At 71.8% G+C, this 16,844-nt stretch carries 20 protein-coding genes; 15 read left to right on the top strand and 5 right to left on the bottom strand.

Annotation, left to right across the window (positions count from 1 at the left end; translation table 11 throughout):
* Positions 1 to 22: 22 nt before the first annotated feature.
* Together OHA89_RS35315 and OHA89_RS35310 are read right to left on the bottom strand one after the other, a co-directional pair.
* Complete coding sequence (locus OHA89_RS35315) at positions 23 to 829, bottom strand: hypothetical protein (RefSeq protein WP_266611972.1); 807 nt, start codon at positions 827 to 829, stop codon at positions 23 to 25.
* Positions 830 to 997: 168 nt separating this feature from the next.
* Positions 998 to 1,408 (bottom strand): hypothetical protein, encoded by a 411-nt coding sequence (locus OHA89_RS35310; protein ID WP_406367922.1) that lies wholly within the window; start codon positions 1,406 to 1,408, stop codon positions 998 to 1,000.
* Positions 1,409 to 1,601: 193 nt separating this feature from the next.
* Here OHA89_RS35310 and OHA89_RS35305 point away from each other — a divergent pair, with 193 nt between their 5' ends.
* Positions 1,602 to 2,090: an ester cyclase gene (locus tag OHA89_RS35305; protein ID WP_406367921.1), complete on the top strand. Its 489-nt coding sequence runs from the start codon at positions 1,602 to 1,604 to the stop codon at positions 2,088 to 2,090.
* A 17-nt stretch (positions 2,091 to 2,107) separates the two neighbouring features.
* On the opposite strand, the gene OHA89_RS35300 is transcribed toward OHA89_RS35305, so the two are convergent.
* Positions 2,108 to 2,905, bottom strand: a complete 798-nt coding sequence (locus OHA89_RS35300) for a VOC family protein (RefSeq protein WP_406367920.1) — start codon at positions 2,903 to 2,905, stop codon at positions 2,108 to 2,110.
* Positions 2,906 to 3,044: 139 nt separating this feature from the next.
* Here OHA89_RS35300 and OHA89_RS35295 point away from each other — a divergent pair, with 139 nt between their 5' ends.
* The 4 genes from OHA89_RS35295 (at position 3,045) to OHA89_RS35280 (ending at position 6,897) form a co-directional block, all read left to right on the top strand.
* On the top strand, positions 3,045 to 3,911 hold the full coding sequence (locus tag OHA89_RS35295) for a class I SAM-dependent methyltransferase (protein WP_406367919.1): 867 nt from the start codon (positions 3,045 to 3,047) through the stop codon (positions 3,909 to 3,911).
* Positions 3,908 to 4,984: an FUSC family protein gene (locus OHA89_RS35290; protein ID WP_406367918.1), complete on the top strand. Its 1,077-nt coding sequence runs from the start codon at positions 3,908 to 3,910 to the stop codon at positions 4,982 to 4,984. The genes OHA89_RS35295 and OHA89_RS35290 overlap by 4 nt, the downstream gene beginning before the upstream one ends.
* A gap of 347 nt (positions 4,985 to 5,331) precedes the next feature.
* Positions 5,332 to 6,078, top strand: coding sequence for a cyclopropane-fatty-acyl-phospholipid synthase family protein (locus OHA89_RS35285; RefSeq protein ID WP_266611964.1), 747 nt, complete (start codon positions 5,332 to 5,334; stop codon positions 6,076 to 6,078).
* A 162-nt stretch (positions 6,079 to 6,240) separates the two neighbouring features.
* The gene (locus tag OHA89_RS35280) at positions 6,241 to 6,897 is read left to right on the top strand and encodes a DUF5701 family protein (protein ID WP_257558662.1); all 657 of its coding nucleotides are present in this window, start codon (positions 6,241 to 6,243) and stop codon (positions 6,895 to 6,897) included.
* Between the two features lie 18 nt (positions 6,898 to 6,915).
* Here the strand turns inward: OHA89_RS35280 and OHA89_RS35275 are convergent, their stop codons facing one another.
* Complete coding sequence (locus tag OHA89_RS35275; RefSeq protein ID WP_406367917.1) at positions 6,916 to 7,269, bottom strand: VOC family protein; 354 nt, start codon at positions 7,267 to 7,269, stop codon at positions 6,916 to 6,918.
* 109 nt (positions 7,270 to 7,378) lie between these two features.
* On the opposite strand from OHA89_RS35275, the gene OHA89_RS35270 reads away from it, so the two are divergent.
* The 3 genes from OHA89_RS35270 (at position 7,379) to OHA89_RS35260 (ending at position 10,426) form a co-directional block, all read left to right on the top strand.
* Positions 7,379 to 8,239, top strand: a complete 861-nt coding sequence (locus OHA89_RS35270) for an arylamine N-acetyltransferase (protein ID WP_406367916.1) — start codon at positions 7,379 to 7,381, stop codon at positions 8,237 to 8,239.
* A gap of 519 nt (positions 8,240 to 8,758) precedes the next feature.
* Positions 8,759 to 9,523: a CAP domain-containing protein gene (locus OHA89_RS35265; protein ID WP_406367915.1), complete on the top strand. Its 765-nt coding sequence runs from the start codon at positions 8,759 to 8,761 to the stop codon at positions 9,521 to 9,523.
* 150 nt (positions 9,524 to 9,673) lie between these two features.
* Positions 9,674 to 10,426: a sortase domain-bontaining protein gene (locus tag OHA89_RS35260; protein ID WP_266611956.1), complete on the top strand. Its 753-nt coding sequence runs from the start codon at positions 9,674 to 9,676 to the stop codon at positions 10,424 to 10,426.
* Between the two features lie 62 nt (positions 10,427 to 10,488).
* Here OHA89_RS35260 and OHA89_RS35255 read toward each other — a convergent pair whose 3' ends face one another.
* Entirely contained in the window at positions 10,489 to 10,596 is a 108-nt protein-coding gene (locus OHA89_RS35255) for a CGNR zinc finger domain-containing protein (RefSeq protein WP_406367914.1), read from the bottom strand.
* Between OHA89_RS35255 and OHA89_RS35250 the strand changes: the two genes are divergently transcribed.
* From OHA89_RS35250 to OHA89_RS35220, 7 genes are all read left to right on the top strand, one after another.
* Positions 10,583 to 10,774 carry a hypothetical protein gene (locus OHA89_RS35250; protein WP_406367913.1) on the top strand — a complete coding sequence of 64 codons (192 nt, stop codon included), beginning with the start codon at positions 10,583 to 10,585 and terminating at the stop codon, positions 10,772 to 10,774. The genes OHA89_RS35255 and OHA89_RS35250 overlap by 14 nt on opposite strands.
* A gap of 234 nt (positions 10,775 to 11,008) precedes the next feature.
* Positions 11,009 to 12,250, top strand: a complete 1,242-nt coding sequence (locus OHA89_RS35245; RefSeq protein ID WP_406367912.1) for an MFS transporter — start codon at positions 11,009 to 11,011, stop codon at positions 12,248 to 12,250.
* 133 nt (positions 12,251 to 12,383) lie between these two features.
* Positions 12,384 to 13,136, top strand: a complete 753-nt coding sequence (locus OHA89_RS35240; protein ID WP_266611950.1) for a cupin domain-containing protein — start codon at positions 12,384 to 12,386, stop codon at positions 13,134 to 13,136.
* Positions 13,133 to 14,206 (top strand): hypothetical protein, encoded by a 1,074-nt coding sequence (locus OHA89_RS35235; protein ID WP_406367911.1) that lies wholly within the window; start codon positions 13,133 to 13,135, stop codon positions 14,204 to 14,206. Before OHA89_RS35240 ends, OHA89_RS35235 begins: the two co-directional genes overlap by 4 nt.
* Entirely contained in the window at positions 14,203 to 15,330 is a 1,128-nt protein-coding gene (locus OHA89_RS35230) for a hypothetical protein (RefSeq protein WP_266611947.1), read from the top strand. The genes OHA89_RS35235 and OHA89_RS35230 overlap by 4 nt, the downstream gene beginning before the upstream one ends.
* Positions 15,327 to 16,205: a hypothetical protein gene (locus tag OHA89_RS35225; protein ID WP_406367910.1), complete on the top strand. Its 879-nt coding sequence runs from the start codon at positions 15,327 to 15,329 to the stop codon at positions 16,203 to 16,205. The genes OHA89_RS35230 and OHA89_RS35225 overlap by 4 nt, the downstream gene beginning before the upstream one ends.
* Before the next feature lie 43 nt (positions 16,206 to 16,248).
* Entirely contained in the window at positions 16,249 to 16,797 is a 549-nt protein-coding gene (locus OHA89_RS35220; protein WP_266611944.1) for a hypothetical protein, read from the top strand.
* The last annotated feature ends 47 nt before the right edge of the window (positions 16,798 to 16,844 follow it).

The following is a 16,844-nucleotide window of genomic DNA, read 5'->3' as shown; positions in this document are numbered from 1 at the left end:
AAGGCCAGTTTCAATGGCGCCGTCACGCGTGGCAGCGCAGCCGGACCAAGATCGTGTCCTCGGGCAGTGTGGCGATATAGGCCTCGCTGCCGGGCCATACGGCGGGCCCCGGGCGTTCGTGGGGGCACAGGTTCGGGTCGCATGTGGCGTGCACGGCGTTGCTGCCGCCCTCCAGCCACCAGCCGTCGAGAGTGAGGACGTCGGTGTTCTGGGGGTGGGGCGAGGTGAACTCGCGGATATAGGTGTCGCGGTCGCCGTCGTAGTGGATGACGGGATGCTCCGCCGGGTCGGGGAAGTGCAGCCAGCCCCAGCCAAGGCTGTGCGGGTGGCCGAGGAAGGCCCGGATGAGGGGCTGACTGCGGTAGGCGGCGAACATCTCGTCGCCCCACCGGTCGTCGGGGAACGCGGTGGGGTCGTTCCACCACCGGTCCACGAAGTCCGCGAGCGCTACGGCCGGAGGATGCAGGGCGGTCAGCCGGCGCCACAGGTCCCAGGAGGCAGCGACCGCACGCTCGGATGCAGCGAGTGGTTGGGAGAAGTCGAGGAGGGCGCGCGGTCCTCCGGCACTGACTCCGGGAGCGCTTGGGCAGGGCGTGCCGTCGTACAAGGGATCGTCGTGGATGAGCCTCGGGTCGTTCTCGTACCCGGAGGCGATGGCGAACCCGGTGCCGTCACTGCCGCCCAGGATTCGGCGCGAGTCCCACATGCCGCGGTCGACGGGGTTGTCATCCGTATCGATGTAGAACGGGGCGAGGGCTTCATCGAGCGCCCCCGGGATGTCATTCGCCGCCTCGGCCGGCAAGCAGACCGTCACTCGCACGCCGGCCATCATCTCTCCTTGATATGTCCACGACCTTGGCTTCGCCCGCCGGACAGCATTGCACCCCGGGTGACACGAGCTGCGAAGCGGCCTCGTGGGGCTCCGCACGGGCAGCCTCGTCGGGTACCGCGATGGGGGCAGCTGCTCTCCATCGTCGTGACGGACCGCTCGCCAACATCAAGACGGGCTGGTGGCGTTCCCGGCTCGCGCGGCGGCCGCCGCCTCCAGCAGGTGCCAGCCGTCGACTTCCACTGCTCGCCGCTCCCCCGGCTGCCACCCACGGGCCAGCGCCACGTCGAGCAGGGCCCGGACGGCGCCCGGCTCGTGCAGGTTCAGGTCTGCGCCCTGGATGAAGCCCACGTCCCCGGAGCCCAAGGGTCCCCCGCTCGGGACGTACCGGCCAGGCTCGGCGGCAAAGACAATACGCAGCGGGCCGCCGGTGCCGGCCGGCTGCGGGAACAGGGTGAGCGTTTGGCGGCAGTCGACGGGCCGGCCGTCGTGGTCCCTTCGGTGGCTGTGGCGCATCGACCACATGTACACGCGCCCGTCGGCGACCAGGCGGCGGGGTTTCTTCAAATGGCGAGGCACCAGGCGAGGGTAAGCGGCCTCATCCACACGACGCCCCCTATTTTGCGGTGATCAAACGTCCCTACGTCCTTCTCCGGGACTGGGCGATCGGCCGGGGCGATCCGCCCCCTTGCGGGGCGGTAGCTATACGAGAGCAGGGCGTCTCGGGGCCCATCTTGACCTTGCCGCGGCGGCAGGGTTTCTACTGAAAGCCATGCAGATCGGAGCGATCGCCGCGCTCGTCGGGGCGGTCCCCCTGGAGAGGACACACAAGATGGACACCACCACTGAGAAGAACCTGGCCCTGCTGCGCACGGCTTACAAAACGCTGGAGAGCGGCGATCTCGACGCGTGTGTCGAGATGCTGACGGAGAACTTCATTGCCAACGTCCCCGGGATTCCCGACCCGTTGCACGGTCGGGAGACCTGGCGGCTGGGGGCTCGGGCCATGTTGGATGGATTCCCTGACCTGCAGATCGATGTCGAGGACGTGTTCGGCGTCGACGACAAGGTGGCAGTGCGGGTCCACTTCCGCGGAACGCACCGGGGCACCTTCCAAGGGTTCGCGGCGACGGACCGTCCGGTCAGCTTCCGGAGCATCGAGATCTACCGCATCGAGGGCGACAAGATCGCCGAGGAGTGGGTCGCTCCGGACATGATCAGCCTCATGCAGCAGATCTCGCCCGCGCCGGCCGGCCACTGACCCGGGCGTTCCTGGGCTCAGCTGCGGGGCGGGGTGAGGACCACGAAGTCGGCGTTCGACGGGTCGAGGCAGACGGCGAGCCGGCCGACGCCTTCCATGTCCTGCGGTGCCATCTGCACGCTGCCGCCGCCTTCCGTGACCTTGGCGACCGCGGCGTCGCAGTCGGCGACGGCGAAGACGGGGTGCCAGTACGGCCGTCCGTTCGTGAGGGCGAGGTTCTCCTTGGACATCTCCATGACTCCGCCGTGCATACGTTCCTCGGGAAGACCGGCGGGGGTGACGAGGGCGTACGTGCCCCCGCCGCCGGGCACCTCCATGTCGCTGAACCGCCAGCCGAGGACGCCGCCGTAGAACTCCTTCGCGGCCGCGGCGTCGCTCGTGTACAGCTCGGTCCAGCACAGTGAGCCCGGCTCGTCCACGAGCTCGACGCCGTTGTCCGTTCCCGGCTGCCACACGGCGAACTGTCCCCCCAGGGGGTCGCTGTACTGCGCCATCCGGCCCCAGCCTTCGAGATCCATCGGAGCCACCCGAACCGTGCCGCCCGCGCCCTCCACCGCCTGGGTGACGGAGTCCGCGTCGGCGACGCTGAAGTAGATCATCCAGGCTGAGCGCGCGCCCTCCTCCGTCAGCTTGCCGAGCCCGGCGACGATCTTCCCGTCCTTCCGGAACATCCCGCCTTCCATCTCCTCCCCCTCGCCCATGGACTCGTACTCCCATCCGAGCACGGTGCCGTAGAAGGCCGCTGCGGCTCGGACGTCGGGGGCTCCGAGGTCCAGCCAACAGGGGGAGCCAGGTACGAAGTCAGTGGTGATCATGACGATTGCCTTTCGCGGATCCGGTACGACCTCAGCCTGGCACCGGACACTGCCCGTCGCCCGTCGACCGCTCAGCGGGTGGCGACGGGGCCCGGCGTCACGACATGTGGCATCCGCTCCCGCTTGCCACAATGGCCACATGGCCGGTGCAGGGCCCGCGAACGAGGGCCGTTACGGAGAGCGGGTCTTCCGTCCCGAGGACCGGGGCGAGGACGACCGTATCGACCTCGGGGCCCTCGCATACGACGAGACGACCATGGCCCGGCTGCGGCAACTGGGCGTGGGACCGGGCTGGACCTGCCTGGAGGTCGGCGCGGGAACAGGCACGGTGGCGCGGCGGCTGCTCGGCGAGGCAGGAGTGGCACAGGTCCTCGCGGTGGACCGCGACGTACGATTCCTCGCGGCGCACCCCGTGCCCGGACTCACCACTCTCCAGGCGGACATCACCTCCGAGGACTTCTCCCCCGGGCTGTTCCGGCTGGTCCACGCCCGGTTCGTGCTCATGCACCTGCCCTCCCCACAGCAGATGGTCTCCAGGCTCGCCGGGCTGGTCGCCCCGGGCGGGGTCCTGGTGGTCAGCGACGCGGTCGACCTGACCACGGACTCGGCGCCCGTGACCCCGTACACCCGCGCCATGCGGGCCATGTGGCAAGGGCTGCGCGACAGCATCGGGACCGACGTGTCGCAGGTGACCCACCGTACCGAACTGCTGCAGGCAGCCGGGCTGGAAGCGGTGGCGGCAGAGATCCACGTACCTCCGCTCCTGCCGGGGAGCGCGATCAGCCGGTTCTGGGCGGACACCTGGGGCCGCGCGCGGGCGGCCATGGTGGCGACGGGCCTGGTCGACGACGCCCAGCTCGACGAGGCCGTGCGCTACCTGGACTCCCCCGGGTGCACCGGATTGTCGCCGGGGATGCTCACGGCCTGGGGGTGGAAGGCCGAGGACGCCCCGACCCCGGAGCGTCCGACGGGCGAAGACGGGCACCTCACGGAAAGGCGCGGATGACCGACCTCGCCGACGCCCGGGCACCATGGGACCGCCGGGCCCTCCGGGCCCGGGAAATCGTGCGGACCGAGGGCCCCGCAGCGGCCCGCATCGTGGTCACCGTCGCGGTCGCCTGGCAGGTCGCGCTGTGGCTGGGCGCCGACCAGCCACCGGTCTTCGCGGCAATCGTCCCGCTGGTGGCCCTGCGCGGCGATCCGATGACGGCTCTGGGCACATCGCTCCAGCGGGCCCTCGGCGTGGTGGCCGGCGTACTGATCGGGATCGCCGTCCTGAACGTACTGAGTCCCTCGACCGCCACGCTGGCGCTGGTGGTGGCCGCGGGGCTGGGCGTCGGAATGGTCCTGCGGGTCGGCGGTGGGCTGAACATCCAGGTCGCGGCGTCCTCGCTCCTGGTCTTCGCCAGCACCTCACCCGATGCCTACGCACTGCACCGCGTATGGGAGACCGTTGCGGGAGCCGCGGTGACGATCCTGCTCGCCCCGCTGCTGTGGCCACCGGACCCTCACCGGATCCTGGAGGTCATCGCCGACGACTGCCGTCTGCGCCTGACCCGGGCCCTCACCGGCACCGCGGCGGCCCTGGGCGCCGGCCCATCCGCCGCCCGCGACAACCTCACCCTGGTCGACGCCCACGTCGAAGCGGTACACGCGAACGCCGCACGCGCCCGCGAAGCCGAACGAGCCATGAGGTTCAACCCCCTGCGTCGCCGCCACCGCGACACCGCACGGCTCCAGGCCCGGAACATCGCCACCGCCGACGGCCTCACCCCACACCTGACCTCCCTGGCCAGGGAAGTCGCCGCGCTCTCCGGCCGGGAAGACCTCGCTCCCGAGCTCGCCCGGGCCCGACGCCGACTCCCCGAACTGGCCGCACTCACCGCGCGGGCCGTCGAACTCCTGCTGTCCGGACGGGATCCGCAACCCGCCGTGACCCCCGCCCGCGAGTACGTGACCGCCTACGTAGACGCAGACTCCCGACCCCTCGCCGTCGTCCTCCGCCGGCCTTTCCAGCAACTCCTCGACGACCTCGACCCGCCATCGCGCCCCACCGGGGAAACCCCGTCACCGACCTGACGACGAGCGGAGCACCTTCAGTCGAGGGCCGCGGTGGCCTCGATCTCGACCAGGAGGTCGGGTTCTCCCAGGGCCGCACGGCCTCGCGTCCCTGGTCGCCACGGGGCCCCTGCCGGACCACTCTCTCGACCACGGCGTGCCCATGCTGACCGCACTGTTCGTCAGCGCCGGCGACACCCCCGACAGATGCCGCCGGTCCGTCGAACTCGGCTGGCAGCCACACAACTCCAGCCCGCTCCCCTAGCGGCGCGGCTCAGGCGGCTGGATTTGATGCATTGGGGGTTCTTGGTCCGCCATGTCTCGGAAAATGGAAGTGCGCGGCCTTCCGTCGGTGTCAGGCTGCATCGATGAACCGTGAACAGATGTCCAGGATCGCTCATGCCAATCATCCGATTAAGTCTCCGCTCGACGACGATTCGGTGGCCGAACTGCTCGAGCGCGGAATCTCCCGACCCGACGCGCGGGTGCTCGATCTCGGCTGCGGAGGAGGAGAGTGGCTCCTTCGCGCCCTGGCCTCCGGCCCTCGATTGCGCGCCGAGGGCGTCGACGTCTCCGAAGACGCGCTGGCACAAGCTCGCGAGGCCGCGAGCAGCCTCGGTGTCCAGGAACAGGAACGCCTGGTCCTCCACCACCAGCCGGCCGCGGACTTCACCTCCGCGCACCCGTTCGACTTGGTGCTCAGCGTCGGGGCTACGCACGCCTTCGGCGGCCTGCTCCCCACTCTCGCGGCGGCACGCAAGCATCTGGCTCCCGGCGGACGCGTCCTGGTCGGGGACGGATTCTGGGAGCGAGAGCCTTCCCCGGAAGCCGTTGAGATGCTCGGCGACCTCAGCGACCTGGCGACCACCCTGGATCGCGTGACCGCTGACGGGTGGACCACTGTCCACGGCCACGTCAGCACCCGCCGGGAGCTGGACGAGTACGAGTGGGCATGCTGGGGGTCGCTGGCCGCATGGGCCCTGGACCATCCTGATGATCCGGACAGTTCCGAAGTTCTCTCGACGGCCACCACCCGCCGCTCGGAATGGCTGCGTTCCTATCGGGACAGCTTCGGCTTCGTCTGCCTGGTCCTGCGCCCTACCTCCCACCACTGAAAATTCGAGGGCGTGCCGTGCGACTGCTCGCGGCTCGTAGTGCGGCGCCGTTCCGTCCCGGGGGGCGGCGTCGCCTGTCGCGGCTTTCGCTTGTCGCGGCGCCGCCCGCGCGGGGAACATTCCGGCGGGCCGCCTCGTTGACCCCGCGAACCGAGGAGTGTCTTGCCCGATACATCGGCCACCGCCGCCGTACGCCCTCTCCCGCCGCTCGCCGCCCAGGCGGAACACCTGATCCGGCTCGGGGTGCACGAGCTCGCGGGGATGTCCGCCGACGAGCTGCGCGGCTTCGCCGTGGACGCCGGACGCGGAGACGGCGATGCCCTGCTCGCCGTGCACCCGGACCGCGCACCGGCCTCCGCCCTCGCGCCGCTGCTCCGCCACGACGGCCGGCCCGGCTTCGTCGTCACCGACATGGCCGACGTCGACCGCTTCGCCCCCGACACCGTCGAACTTCCCGACGCGCCTCTCTACCTCGTCACCGGCCTCGACCGCGGCGACCACATGGCCAACTGGAGTCCGGACGAGGCACTTCCCGCCCTCACCAAGGAGGGCCGTACTCCGCTGCTGCTCACCGAAGGCATCCACTGGGTGCTCCAGCAGCCGGCTGTTCTCGAGCGCAACCACTGCTTCATGACCATCGGCTCCCGGCTGCGCAAGGCGAACGGCACCATGGACGCCCGCACCCCGGCGATCTGGATCAGCAACGGCACGGGGCGCGACGGCCCCGAGCGGCGCAACGCCCCGAAGGTCGGCTGGTGCTGGTGGGGCAACCGCCACACCTGGCTGGGCTTCGCCTCCGCCACGAGCCGTCGGCAATAGGGCACTTCGGCGGCGAGGTCAGGCGGGCTGCCAGAGCTCGATCCGATTGCCCTCAGGATCGGTGACCCAGCCGAATCGACCGACGCCCTCCATGTCCTGCGTTTCCTTGGCCACGTCCGCTCCCTTGGCCCGCAACTGCGCGAGCATCGCGTCCAGGTCGCGGACCCGGAAGTTGAGCATGGTCTGCTGGGCGCGGGACCCGAAATAGTCGGTCTCGGACTCGAACGTCGCGAACACCGTCAGCCCGGCTTCCTGATGCCACAGGCCGTTCTCATCGGCGTCCAGGCCCAGGCAATCGCGATACCACGCGCTCAGGGCCGCAGGGTCGGCGGCCCGCATGAAGTGTCCACCGATTCCAAGCACATGTTCCATGCCGCCATCCTGCCAGGACGGCGATCGGGCGGGCCGGCACCACACCATCGCCCGCCTTCCCCCGCCTCGATCGCGGGGGATTCGCTCCCGGTTGCGTAGGGTCGGAGACATGACGCGCAACGACGAAACTCCGCAGGCCACCACCCCGCAGCTGGACCTCGACGCCTACCTCGCCCGCACGGGCTGGACCGGGGAGCGGCGCGCGGACGCCGCGACGCTTCGGTCGCTGCATCTTGCCCATATGTACGGCATTCCGTTCGAGAACCTGGAACCGATCGGCGGCTCGGCCCCCTCCCTCGCGCTGCCGGACCTGGAGGCGAAGCTGGTCCGCGGAGGCCGGGGCGGATACTGCTACGAGCACAACACCCTGCTGGCCGCCGTGCTGGAGGCGTTCGGTTTCGGCGTCACGCGCCTGGCCGCGCGCGTCGTGCTGGGTGCCAAGGGTGCGATCCGGCCGCGTACGCACATGCTGCTGCTGGTCGACGTTCCGGGCGAGCCGGGCCCGTACCTGGCGGACGTCGGCTTCGGCGCGGGCGGCGCGCTGCTCGAAGCGGTTCCGCTGGTCGCGGACACCGAGTTCCGGGACGCGACCCGTCGGCACCGTCTGGTCCACGAGCCGCACCGCGGGCCGCTGGAGCTGTGGGTGCTCCAGGCGTACGAGGACGACGCGTGGACGGATCAGTACGCGTTCACCCTGGAGCCGTACGAGGCCCCGGACTTCGACGTCATCAACTGGCACATCGCGACCAACCCCCGCTCCCCGTTCTCCCACCTCCTCTACATTCAGCGGACGACACCGGACGCCCATCTCGCGCTCAGTGGCCGCCACCTCGTCGAGACCGGCTCGGACGGCTCCCGCAAGGAGCGGGAACTGTCGGGTCACGACGAAGTCGTGCGCGTGCTGACCGCCGACTTCGGCATCGCGGTACCGGACGGTGTGACGCTGGATGCACCGTCCGCTCGACCCTGATCTCGGGTGATGAGCTCCGCGACCGCTATCCGGTCACGCCCATCCGCTGGGCCGATGGTGCGATCGGCTTGGCGCGCGTCCGGCAATGGGGTCACGGCAATCCCCCGACACCACTTGGTTCCCGCGCGAAACAGTGACATGAATCACGGCAGGCCGGAAGATCACGGAAGCATTACGTCCACTAATGCCGAGCCGAGATATCGAGATTTGTCCAAATACAATCGACATTCCCCGCTCTCTTCCGAAATGGACCTCTCGGGGAATGGGGGCAGCGTGCGGCGACTTGCCACGTCACAGGCGCTTCTGGCGGCCAGTCATGTGTCTCGGGCGCCCTGCCGACCTCACGGCCAGCATGACTGTCCGCCCATTTCAAGCCCGGCGCACGGCGCCGCCGTGCGAGCTGGTGGCGAGACTTGTCAGCCCGTTCCAGGGTTTCTAAGAATGGCGGCCCGCCCGGCGCTCCGGCGGCTCCGGCAGCGCAGGCCCCGGACGCTTCGCAGAAACCAAGTGAGGTCATACATGCAGAAGCACCGCAAAAAGAGGACGCACTACAAGAAAATAACCATCGCTGCCGTCACTCTGGGCATCGTCGGCATACCCACGGCCGCGATCGCATGCTGGGACACCCAGGAGACGCCTGCGGCGAGGGCCTCCAAGTGGCAAGGAGCGCGCCCCTCCCCCAGCGCACCCTCGCCCACCGCGCCCACCGAGAGCCCGGCCGACCCCCTGGCCACCCCTATCGGGACGCCCGAGCCGACCGCGCCGCCGACGGAGGTTCCGCAGACGGCACAGCCGTCCGCCCCGGCGACTGAGCCGCCCAAGGCGACGCAGCCCGCCAAGCCGGCCCCTGCCCAGCCGAAGCCCCCGGTCGTCTCGAAGCATCCGAGCACTCCGACCGCTGCGCCCTCCGGCCCGGCGGCCGAGGTGGTGGCTCTCGTGAACAAGGAACGCGCCAAGGCCGGGTGTTCGGCGCTCACCGTCAATGAGAAGCTGACGGCTGCCGCCCTGAACCACAGCAAGGACATGGCCGCGCACTCCAACATGTCGCACACCGGATCCGACGGCTCGGACCCGGGCCAGCGCATCACCCGCGCCGGCTACGCCTGGATGACCTACGGCGAGAACGTCGCCTACGGCTACAGCACCCCCGAGCAGGTCATGACCGGCTGGATGAACAGCCCCGGGCACAGGCAGAACATCCTCAACTGCGCGTTCAAGGAGATCGGCGTCGGCCTCGCACAGCCGAACTCCTACTGGACGCAGGACTTCGGCGCCGCCCGCTGACACGGCCCGCCCGGACAGCCGGCCGGGGGCTTGCCGGGGGCTTATGTACTGCTTGCTCCGTATGTCACTCTGTCGGAGCGAACGGGGTCCCCCCGCTTCCGCACGACCCGGCCGGCTCACCACGGCCGACCGAGCCACACGGAATCGCCCATGCCCCTGACCTACCCGCCCCGAGCGACCGCCGCCGTACTCGCCGCCGCCGCGACGGCCCTGCTGGCCGCCTGCGCACCCGAGGCCGCCGCCGGTCCGGCGACCTCGGCGACCCCGGCGCGGACGGCAGCGGCGCCCGGCACGGCCCTGGCCGCCCCTGCCGCGGCCTCCCCGTCGCCCACGGCCGCGCGGGAGCCCTCCCCGGGCGCCACCGGACAGCCCCAGGTCTCCACACTGTCCATAGCCTCGGCGGGCATCGCCGGGCTGCGCGTGGTCCCGTACGAGGGCACCACCGACGACGCGCCCGGTACCCGCATCCAGGACCTCGGCGTGGCCGCCAGCCCGTACGGGAAGCAGGGCGGAGTCGGCCCCGGACAGGTCGGGAACTTCCTCGTCACGGCGCACCGCCTGTCTGCGGGCGGACCGCTGCGCGACGTGCCCGCCCTGAAGAACGGCGACGAGGTCCTCGTAACGGTGGGTGACGTCGTGTACGCGTACGAGATCGTGGCGACCCGCAAGACGTCCTTCCGGTCGGAGCGCTCGCTGAGCGAACAGCGCGCCGCGGTCCCGGGCGACCCCGGGACGCCCCCCACCCAGGCCATGATCACCCTCTCGACGTGCGCCACGCCGGAGGACCACGCCGAGGGGAACTACTGGAGCGACGCTCAGGGGAACCCCGAGCACCGCATCGACAAGATAGGCGTCCTCCGCAAGACCTCCGCGACCGCAACCGCGGCCGCGGCCACCGGCTGAAGCAGCGCACCGGCGGCAACGGACACCGGCTGAGCGCGTGTGCCCGGCCCGGCTTCGCCCGGTCAGCCGCCGGCGTCTTTGCGGGCGCGGAAGGCCGCTGCTTTGGTGCGGTTCTGGCAGGCGGTGGAACAGAACTGGCGGGCGGCGTTGCGGGAGGTGTCGACGTACACCCGGTCGCAGCGCTCGGCCCGGCACCAGCCGGGCGCCGCTGTCGCGCAGCAGCCCGTTCACGGTCTCGGCGGCGGCATCCGTCCTCCCGTCCTGCATGGCCTGGAAGACCTCACGCAGGCACTGTGCCGTCCTGACCAGGTGTTCCGCCTGCACGGCATCGATGGTGCGCGGCAGTGATGCCGCGGTGCGCGACACCGCGGCATCGATCGCGTCCGGCAGCTCGGCTCCGCGCGGTGCGGTGTAGGCACGGCCGCGTGCTTCTCCGTCGGTCAACGTGTTCACGAGCGATACGGCTTGGTCCAGCAGCACCGCGACATGACTGTCGAACATCACTTGACCAGTCACTCCTTCGATGGATAGCGTCCGTGACTGACATTACGCGATTCGACAGTTACGCGAGAGGGGGCGGCAATGCCGCGGATCGTATGGCTGCTGGTGACGGCGCGGGCGATCAACCGGCTCGGCGCCTTCTCCTTGCCCTTCCTGACCGTCCTGATCAGCACCGACTTCGGCGCGAGCACCACGACGGCGGGCGTGCTCTCGGCAGCATTCGGCCTCGCGACGATCCCGTCCCGGCTGGCCGGCGGACGGCTGGCGGCCCGCCTCGGCCGCCGCCGCACGATCGTGCTCGGCCTCACCGGGTGCGCCCTCGCGCAGCTGGGCATCGCCGCCGCCGGCTCTCTGGCCACGGTGGCGGTCTTCGCGATCCTGCTCGGCCTGGTCTTCGAGCTGTACGAGCCGCCGAGCCAGGCGATGATCGCCGACGCCGTCCGTCCCGCCGAGCGGGTGCGCGCGTACAGCCTGCTCAACGTCGCGCTCGCCGCCGGCGGCACGGGCGCCGGCCTGATCGCGGCGGGTCTGGGCCGGTGGGATCTGCGCTGGCTGTTCGTCGTCGACGCGCTCACCTGCCTGGCCTGCGCGCTGGCACTGCGCATCGCGCTGCCCGCCGACCACCGTCACCGTCCGGCCGTACGCCACGGCGAACACGGCGAACAGGCCCGCCCCTGGCGCGACCGCGCCCTGTGGGGCATGTTCACGTCCGGCACCGTCTTCGCCCTCGTCTACATGCAGATCATGATGGCACTGCCGCTGACCCTCGCCCGTCGCGGACTTGAACCCGCCGACGCCGGGCTGCTGTTCACCGCATCGGCCGTGACCGTCATCGCGGCTCAACCCGCCCTGCGCCTGCGCCGCCTCGCCACGCTCTCCGACTCCGCGGCCCTGGCCTTCGGCTACACCCTGCTGGCGATCGGCCTGGTCGGCTACGCGATGGCCCACACCCTGCCCGCGTTCCTGATCACCACCGCCGTATGGAGCCTGGGTGACGTGCTCATCCTGGGCCGGGCCTTCAGCGTCGTGGCGGGCCTGGCGCCGCCCGGCGGCGCCGACCGCTACCTGGCCGCGTACGGCATCAGCTGGGGCATTGCCACGGTCGCCGCCCCGGTCACCGCCACTCAGATACTCGAACACGCCGGCGTTGCCGCCCTGTGGGCCGGCTCCGCAAGCCTCTGCCTCGCCCTCGCGGCCGCCCAACTCCTCGTGGTCAAACCACTCATCAGCGGCAAGGGGCGGACCGCACCAGCCCCCGACACCACGTCCGGCGAGGCCACCCCGGCGGCAGAAACCGACAGCCGCCCTGCGGACCGGCCCTGACGTTCTGCACCCGGGCGGTCATCTGCCGGTTGCACGGGGTACGTTCCGAATGCTCCCGCTGGTGGCGATCAGGGCCTTACCATGCGCGTGCGAGGCGCGTGGAGCGCACAGCGGGGCGTCAGGGGGAGGCGCGATGGCCGCACGACCGTACGACCGCACACCCGGACCGCGCGAGATACCCGAGGACTTGCCCAACCACGCCGGGCGCGGGCTGCCGGGCGGGGTGGAGCTTTACCACCTGAGGCCGGACGGAGGCATCGTGCTGGCCGACCGGGAGGGGTCCCGGGAGCTCGGGCCGGAGCGGGAGTTCCTGCGGTTCATCGACGACGGGCAGTTCGCGCACTACCTCGTGGGCGACGCCGGCACCTCGCCCGAGCGGCCCTCCAACGCCACCGTGAAACTCGGGGTGGTGGGCCCGCGCAGCGCCTTCACCCCGCACGCGCACGGGGGCGAGCACTTCGTCCTCAGCCTCGGGCACGCCGCTTGCGGACTCCACGACCCGGACCGCGGCCGCGTCACCGAAGTCCTGCTCGCGCCGGGCATGTTGATCCGCATCCCGGAGATGATGCCGCACTCCTTCGCGAACCGGGGTGACGCCCCGCTGACCATCCTCGCCGCCAACACGGGATACGGGATCGACCACGAGGACTACGCCATCACGGCGGCGGAAGCCGAGCAGCGGGCCGCCGCGAGCGCCCTGCTGCCCGGCCCGGCGGGGCGCGGCGCCCCGGCGATCGCGACCGCCACCGACTACCGGGTCCTCGCCGCCGCACTGCGCGACATCGAGCGCGCCCAGCGGGTCCACGGAATCTCCGGCACCACCGTCCGCGAGCGGCTCGCCGCACGGCTGCGCCGGGTGGCGACGGCTCTGGAGGTCCGCCGGTGATCTGCCCGCACTGCGAACGCAACCTGCTCCGCAAGGAGCGCACCGGCAACATCTGCAGCCACTGCAAACGCCGCTACGCGCTGGACCCCAAGACCAACTCCCTGCGCCTCAGCGACCTCCGGGTGCGCCGTATCGCCGACGGGCTGACGGACAACGGCCGGATCCGGGTCACCCCCGGCCAGTTGTGGTACGCGCTGTCGCGCAAACGGCTCAGGGAGGGCGAGTTCGCACCCGGATGCGCGGGCGGGGCACTCTTCGGCGGCGTGCTCGTCAGTCTCTGGGCCATCTTCGGCGGGCTGCCGTTCATGCTGTACGTCTCCGGAGCCCTGCTGGCCACCGCGCTCGGCATCCTGATCGCCCGGCGGAGGGGAGCGGGCCGGGGCATCGCGCCCATGACCCGCGGAGCCTTCCGTTCCGAGGCGCTCGCCGAGTGGCTGCGGGTGTACGGGAACCTGCCGTCCGGCGTGGTCGACGACAGCGGCGACCCCTGGCCCCGGTGGCCGGCCGACGCGCCTGCGCCGACCGCCGTGCTCGTCTGTCCCGATCCCTCCATCGCCGCCTTCCTCGCCGCCGACGGCCTGCCCGACCGCCACGGCATCGCCCTCGTCCAGGGCCCCGAGCACGTCGCGGCCCTGCTCCCGGCCCTGCCGCCGCGCGGCCCGGTCCTGGTGCTCCACAACGCCGACGCGCGCGGTGAACTGCTCCTGCGGCAACTCCGCGAGACCTGCTCCGGCCGCCCGGTGGTCGACGCTGGAGTATCGCTGCGTACGGTCCGCGGCATGCCGAAGGCCGTCGCGTACCGCGACCCCGCCCGGAAACCCACGGCGGCGGAGATGCAACGGCTCACCGCCCTCGGTGAGTTCACTCCCGAGGAGCTGAAGTGGCTGGCGCAGGGCTGGCGGTTCCCGCTCGTCGGTGTCCCCCCGGTCCGGCTGCTCTCCGTACTCGACCGGCTCGCCGAACAGGTCGGCCGCAGTGTCGACGCCGAACGGCGCCACGCCGCGGAGGTCGGCTTCATGACCTGGCCCGGGGCGGCCGCGGACGGCCCGGATCCGGCGGGTGGGCGGTGATCTGCCCGAACTGCTCGACCGAGCTGAAGCGCACGGAGCGCACGGGCCAGGTGTGCTCCCACTGCCACCGCCGCTTCGCCCTGGACCCCAAGGTGCACGGCCGCGGCATGCACGACCTGCGGATTCGCCGCTGTGCGGAGTCCCTCACCGACGGCGGCCGGCTCAAGGTGACCGTCACCCAGCTCTGGTACCGCTCCCGTTCGTACAGCATTGCCTGGAGGGCGCGCGAGGCGCGCGGGATCCGTCCCGGCATCCGCTGGTCCGTGGCGCTGACGGTCTGCGCCGGGCTCCTCGTGTACGCGGTCCTCGGCAGCGGCGCCCCCGCGGTCTGGGCCCGGACCGCCGCCGTCTTCGTCCTCGTGGTGCCCGGGCTCTTCCGGTACGAGCGGGCCCGGCCCGCGGGCTCGTCCCTCAGCCCCACCGAGGAGGGCTTCCGGCAGCTGATGACCGGCGACTGGCGCAGGGCGTACGGGGGGCTGCCGCCGGGTGTGGTGAACGACGCGGCGCGCATCCCCGGGTACGCCGCGTCGCGGCCGCCCCGGCCCAGGGCCGTGATCCTGTGCACCGACCACGCCGTCGCGGTGTTCCTCGAGGCCAACGACCTGCCGGTGCGGCTGCGGGCGGTCCTGGTGGAGGCGGACCCGGGCTCCGCCCACGAGGCCCTCGTGGACCTGCCGGGCCTGCTCCCGGTCGTCGTACTGCACGACGCGAGCGCACTGGGGGCGCTGCTGGCACCGCTCCTGCGCATGGCCCATCCGGACCGGGCAGTGGTGGACGCCGGGCTGCCGGTGGCCGCGGTCCGGGGTCGGCTCGGCGCCATCCACCGCGTCTCGCCCGTCACGGCCGGCTCGCACGTCCTGGCCGTGGATGCCGGGGAACTGCGGGCCGTGGCGGGCCTGTCCGAGCAGGAGGCCACCTGGCTGGCCGAGGGGTTCTGGAGTCCGATCGCGGCCGTGCCCCCGCCGCTGCTCGCCACCGTCGTCGAGGAGGCGGTGGAACGGGCCGTGGCCATGGCCGCGGCACGGCCCGGCTCCGCCCCGGCGTACGGCTTCCTGACCTGGCCGGACACGGACGGGGCGGCGGACGCGGACACCTCCGGGAAGAAAGGCACGCCCAGCGCATGAGCAAGAGCACGAGTACGGGCACGAGCACGCGTACGACCCGGCTGCTCGACCTGGCGATCGGCGCGGCCGCCGTCCGCGCCGCCGACCCCGGCGGACTCCGGTTCACGGAGCGTCAGCTCTACTATGAGACCTGCCGTGTCCTCAGCCCGGCCGCGCCGCTCCTGCGCCGCGTCCCCGGCACCCCGCCACCGGCGCTGCGCCTGCCCTCGTTCACCCGCGCCCTGAACGCACGGGGCCGGGAGACCGTACCGGGCCTCCTGCCGTCCGCTCCGCCCCAGGCGACCCCGGCGGACCTTGCGCGGTCCCGGCCGTCCGAACCGGACCTGTACGACTACGGCCTCCCCCGCCTGCTCCTCTGCCAGGACCGCTCGATCGCCGCGATGCTGCTCGCCAACCACGTGCACCTGGAAGCGGCCTGCCCCGTCCTCGCTGCACCCGACGCGCTGCCTTTGGCCCCGCTCCTCCTCGCGGCCCTGGAACGGGCGGACGGCGCCACGGTGCACGTCCTGCACGACGCGAGCCCCGAGGGCGTGCAGCTCCCGGCCCGCGTACGAGCCGCGCTCGGCCCCGTCCCCGGGGTACGGGTCGGCTCCCTGGGCCTCGTACCGCGACACGCCGCCGCCCTGCGGCTGCCGTCGGGACGCGGCCCGGCTCCCGGCCCGGCGGCAGGCGCCGACTGGCCGGCCGCGCTGCGGCCGCGCGAGGCCGCGTGGCTGGCGCGGGGCCGGTTCGCCCAGGTGGCCGCCGTACCGCCGGCCAGGCTCGTACGGACGGTGCTGCGCCTGACCCGGGGTCCGCGGCCGCCCCGCGACTCCATGTGGGGCGAGCTGAACGGTCTGCGCACCGCCGGCTTCATGACCTGGCCCACCGCGTGAACGGCCCCCGCGACCCCTTCCACACACCCGAGGTACGCACACGATGATCCGGCCCCAAGAGATCGGCTACGCGGACGAACTCCTCGCCGACGGCACGGTCCACCGCAGATACGAGGGCGGCCTCCAGGAGTGGCGCAGCCGCACCCCCGGCCGACCCCACCTGGTGCGCTGGCACGACAACCGGGGTGACTCGGGGACCGACGAGCTGCTAGGCAACCGCGTCATCAAACGCACCCTCTCCGACGGCACCGCCACCTACGCCCGGGACATCGGCTACGGCCGCACCGTGTGGGCGCGCGGAGAGCGGGTCACCGTCAACCGGAGTTCCTTCGGCGGCCGGATGGGGGTGCTGCTCGCAGGTCTGGGGGTGGCGACCCTCGCCATCACGGCCGCCCATCTCCCGCCGCTGAACATGACCGCGGAGGAGGAAGAGGCCCTGCGCCGCCAACAGGAGCAGAGCCAGGCCTCGTCGGCCTCGGGCGGCGACGGCGGAGGCGGGGACTCCAGAGGTGACGGGGATTCCGGCGACGACAGCTGGGAAGCGGGCTGGGACGGCGACGAGGACGCCTGGAGCGACGACGACTTCGGCTGAGCCAGAGCGCAGAGCGCGTCGCGGAGCGCGAAGCACGCAGCACGCAG

Source organism: Streptomyces sp. NBC_01546 (genome assembly GCF_045208355.1).
In the GTDB taxonomy this organism is placed as follows: domain Bacteria; phylum Actinomycetota; class Actinomycetes; order Streptomycetales; family Streptomycetaceae; genus Streptomyces.
The sequence above is the reverse complement of the archived record's forward strand: the minus strand, read 5'-3'. Positions and strand labels throughout refer to the sequence as shown.

Coding starts and splice junctions, on each gene's coding strand:
- OHA89_RS35225 (WP_406367910.1), top strand. CDS start 15,327: ATGAGCAAGAGCACGAGTACGGGCACGAGCACGCGTACGACCCGGCTG.
- OHA89_RS35220 (WP_266611944.1), top strand. CDS start 16,249: ATGATCCGGCCCCAAGAGATCGGCTACGCGGACGAACTCCTCGCCGAC.
- OHA89_RS35240 (WP_266611950.1), top strand. CDS start 12,384: ATGGCCGCACGACCGTACGACCGCACACCCGGACCGCGCGAGATACCC.
- OHA89_RS35260 (WP_266611956.1), top strand. CDS start 9,674: ATGCCCCTGACCTACCCGCCCCGAGCGACCGCCGCCGTACTCGCCGCC.
- OHA89_RS35265 (WP_406367915.1), top strand. CDS start 8,759: ATGCAGAAGCACCGCAAAAAGAGGACGCACTACAAGAAAATAACCATC.
- OHA89_RS35275 (WP_406367917.1), bottom strand. CDS start 7,269: ATGGAACATGTGCTTGGAATCGGTGGACACTTCATGCGGGCCGCCGAC.
- OHA89_RS35245 (WP_406367912.1), top strand. CDS start 11,009: ATGCCGCGGATCGTATGGCTGCTGGTGACGGCGCGGGCGATCAACCGG.
- OHA89_RS35285 (WP_266611964.1), top strand. CDS start 5,332: ATGAACCGTGAACAGATGTCCAGGATCGCTCATGCCAATCATCCGATT.
- OHA89_RS35300 (WP_406367920.1), bottom strand. CDS start 2,905: ATGATCACCACTGACTTCGTACCTGGCTCCCCCTGTTGGCTGGACCTC.
- OHA89_RS35305 (WP_406367921.1), top strand. CDS start 1,602: ATGCAGATCGGAGCGATCGCCGCGCTCGTCGGGGCGGTCCCCCTGGAG.
- OHA89_RS35270 (WP_406367916.1), top strand. CDS start 7,379: ATGACGCGCAACGACGAAACTCCGCAGGCCACCACCCCGCAGCTGGAC.
- OHA89_RS35315 (WP_266611972.1), bottom strand. CDS start 829: ATGGCCGGCGTGCGAGTGACGGTCTGCTTGCCGGCCGAGGCGGCGAAT.
- OHA89_RS35295 (WP_406367919.1), top strand. CDS start 3,045: ATGGCCGGTGCAGGGCCCGCGAACGAGGGCCGTTACGGAGAGCGGGTC.
- OHA89_RS35290 (WP_406367918.1), top strand. CDS start 3,908: ATGACCGACCTCGCCGACGCCCGGGCACCATGGGACCGCCGGGCCCTC.